Origin of the sequence: Staphylococcus simulans, from assembly GCF_003043455.1 — a bacterium.
Lineage (GTDB): Bacteria > Bacillota > Bacilli > Staphylococcales > Staphylococcaceae > Staphylococcus > Staphylococcus simulans_A.
The window spans coordinates 1-3,500 of the sequence record NZ_PZGG01000110.1 but is presented as its reverse complement, the minus strand read 5'-3'; the positions used below and the strand labels follow the sequence as shown (position 1 = coordinate 3,500).

Here is a 3,500-nt window from a genome sequence, read left to right as displayed (position 1 = left end):
AGCTGATTCAGATAGATTGAATCAGCTGCCTTTTTTGTATATATGAATCACAATATGTATTTAAAAGTAAGAGGTTAAGACATTGAAAATAGATAGTAATATCTACACTATCGAGCCCTCAATATCACAATGTCTCAGCCCCGTACTTTTTAATCAATGATGTGTGGTTAAGATTTTAACTTTCATCACATCTTATTTGAAACTGAATGTGTCGATTGTTTCCCATTTGTCAGCTTCATCATTATATTTCAATAATGTCAACTCACTAATTGTTTCTTCGTAATCAATACCAGCAAGTTTAACTTGTCCAAAGATATCTTCGAATTCTTGGCTTGTTAAACCTTGGGCAATTGTAAAATGCGGAACAAATGAATGTTCTGGTTGGCCGTAAAAATCACCGTTATTGAAGCGATTATCTAATTCTTCTAATTCAGGTGTTTTTTCAACTTTAAAATAAATCACATTATTTACAGGTGCGAAATTTGATGCTTTCGTAGCATGAATGTGAAGTGGCGCAATGCCTTCGATACGTGATTGAATATCTTCTTTCACGCGATCAAAATCATTATCTTCAACCTCAAATGAATCTTTGATTGTAATATGAGGTGGGATCTGAGCATAACGTTCATCATAACGTTTACGATATGCATCAATTTTTTCGCGGAATGTTTTTGATGGAATTAATGCTAACCCTAAAATCATTTGAATTCCTCCTTAGATTGAACTATATGGCCATTATAGCAAACATTCCATGAAATCGTTACCAAAAACTGTAACTTTACAGAATTTACTGAATGGTTTACTCCGCTAAAAAGTATAAAAGTAAGGGTTCCATTAATTTTCTCCAATACTTCCAGCGGTGTCCCCCATCAAATTCTTCATAATAATGTGTGACATTAAACTTCTCTAATAACTCTTTTAATTCTCGGTTGGGTGTTAAGAAATCAGCACGTTCTCCTGTAGTCGGTAACGCAAAATCAATTTCTTCCTTACCGACAGCTTGCCAAATATCTAATTGATCAATAAACTGGCAACGATTTGCGAGTACATCAACGACTTCATTAAACATCGGACTGAACATACCGACTTGATTAAATAAGCGTGGATAAGACAGTGCCGTCATTAACGCAATTGAACCTGCCAAACTATCTCCTAATAACACACGCCCACTCGCAACTTTAAAAGTTGGAAATGTTTTATCGATATAAGGTAATAATTCTTGCCCCATCGCTTTTACTGTTAAAGGTGCTCGACTGCCATTTGGTGAAAATTCTTCTCTTCGTTTATCAACAGTTTCATAATGAAACCCGATGAAAATTGCGCGTTCCACTTGTTCATTTTCTCTTAATCGTTCATACACACGATGAATTTGTCCGAAGCGAAAGAAATCTAAGCCGTCAAAACAAAATACTAATTTATATTTAAATAATGGTGAATAATTTTTAGGTAAATAGATTGATAATGTAATATCACGTTCTAATATTTCACTATGAAATTGTGTCTGAGTCACAACACCTGGTTCTAGTTCACTCACAATACCCTCTCCTTATTGTTAAACTTAATTCTAGTTTAACAATTTTCAGGTCAATTGGGTAATAAGCTAGATACTAACTAGGTTTAATGCGTCATTCCGATTAATCCAATAAGAATTTATTTGTAAAGTTTATTGTTTATTTTCATTAAAAGTGTTGCACGGAACTTTTATTCAAAGTATAATTGAAAAAAATCAATGTCACTGATGCATGTCGAAACACATACAGTAGCGGAATGTATGCGCTTATTTTTTAGGGGTAAAATGTAAGCGTTTTCTTTTTCGCTTTATTAAGGGGGAAATCATTATGCTAGAAAGTTTTGTAGCTTGGTTTAATGAAATTGTGTGGAGTAAACCGCTTGTTTATGGTCTATTGATTACGGGGATTTTATTTTCTTTGATGATGAAATTCTTTCAAGTCAGGCATTTTAAAGAGATGATTCGTTTAATGTTCCACGGTGAAAAATCACCGACTGGGATCTCTAGTTTCCAAGCAATTGCACTTTCTTTAGCAGGACGTGTCGGTACGGGGAATATCGTCGGCGTTTCTACTGCTATCTTTATCGGGGGCCCGGGTGCAGTCTTTTGGATGTGGGTAACCGCATTTCTAGGTGCCAGCAGTGCATTTATCGAATCAACATTAGGTCAAATCTTCAAACGTGAAGAGAAAGGTGAATACCGTGGTGGTCCTGCCTACTACATTGAATATGGGATTAAAGGACGATTAGGTAAAATTTACGGTTTAGTCTTCGCGATTGTCACAGTTATCTCAGTAGGTTTGTTATTACCAGGGGTACAATCTAACGCAATCGCAAGTTCAATGAACAATGCATTCCAAATTCCAAACTGGATTGTCGCAGTCACTATTGCCGTCATTTTAGGCTTGATTATTTTCGGCGGAGTTAAATGGATTGCGAATGTCGCTACAGCAGTCGTGCCTTTCATGGCTATTCTGTATATTTTAATGGCAGTCTTTATTATTATCATCAATATCCAAGCCGTACCTGCATTATTCGCATTAATCTTTAAATCAGCATTCGGTATGCAAGCAGCGTTTGGCGGTATCTTCGGTGCTATGATTGAAATCGGTGTTAAACGTGGATTGTATTCAAACGAAGCTGGACAAGGAACAGGACCACATGCCGCTTCTGCAGCTGAAGTCTCTCACCCAGCCAAACAAGGTTTAGTTCAATCATTCTCAGTTTATGTTGATACATTATTCGTATGTACAGCCACAGCATTAATCATCTTAATTTCAGGCACATATAATACAACAAATGGCGATTTAAAGCCAGGCGGTATTCCAGAATTAATCAAAGACAACGGTATTTATGTTCAAAACGCCGATGGTACAAAAGATTACTCAGGTACAGCAATGTACGCACAAGCGGGTATCGATAAAGCATTACAAGGCGGCAGCTATCACTTTGACCCTGCCTTCTCTGGTATCGGTTCATACTTTATTGCGATTGCATTATTCTTCTTCGCCTTCACAACAATACTCGCATATTACTACATTGCAGAAACAAATATTGCGTATATGACGAGAAACAGTTCAGTCTTTACGACTAAAATCTGGTTTACAGTCGCACGTTTTGCGTTAATCTTCGCAGCTTTCTACGGCTCAATCAAAACAGCAGATGTTGCTTGGAGTATGGGTGACTTAGGTGTAGGTATGATGGCATGGCTCAATATTATCGCGATTTGGATTCTCCATCGCCCTGCCGTTGACGCATTAAAAGATTACGAATTCCAAATGAAACAAAAAGGTTCTGGTAACTTTGCGATTTATAAACCAGATCCAAATAAATTACCAAATGCGACATTCTGGCTTGAAGACTATCCGAAGCGTTTAAAAGATGCACATTTCAATGAAGATGAAGCAGTAGCAAAAGAAAAAAGCGCTAAAAATAAAAAGCTTACACCACAAAACAACTTGGAAGAAGTTTAAAATCAGATAGACATAAAC

3 protein-coding genes are annotated in these 3,500 nt (G+C 36.6%); 1 reads left to right on the top strand and 2 read right to left on the bottom strand.

Going from position 1 to position 3,500, the window contains the following annotated elements; genetic code table 11:
• Positions 1–192 precede the first annotated feature (192 nt).
• Both BU038_RS12040 and BU038_RS12035 read right to left on the bottom strand, forming a co-directional pair.
• Positions 193–702, bottom strand: coding sequence for a YjcG family protein (locus BU038_RS12040; RefSeq protein ID WP_107606216.1), 510 nt, complete (start codon positions 700–702; stop codon positions 193–195).
• A gap of 97 nt (positions 703–799) precedes the next feature.
• On the bottom strand, positions 800–1,534 hold the full coding sequence (locus BU038_RS12035; protein WP_107606215.1) for an esterase family protein: 735 nt from the start codon (positions 1,532–1,534) through the stop codon (positions 800–802).
• 304 nt (positions 1,535–1,838) lie between these two features.
• Between BU038_RS12035 and BU038_RS12030 the strand changes: the two genes are divergently transcribed.
• Positions 1,839–3,482 (top strand): alanine/glycine:cation symporter family protein, encoded by a 1,644-nt coding sequence (locus tag BU038_RS12030; protein WP_107606214.1) that lies wholly within the window; start codon positions 1,839–1,841, stop codon positions 3,480–3,482.
• The last annotated feature ends 18 nt before the right edge of the window (positions 3,483–3,500 follow it).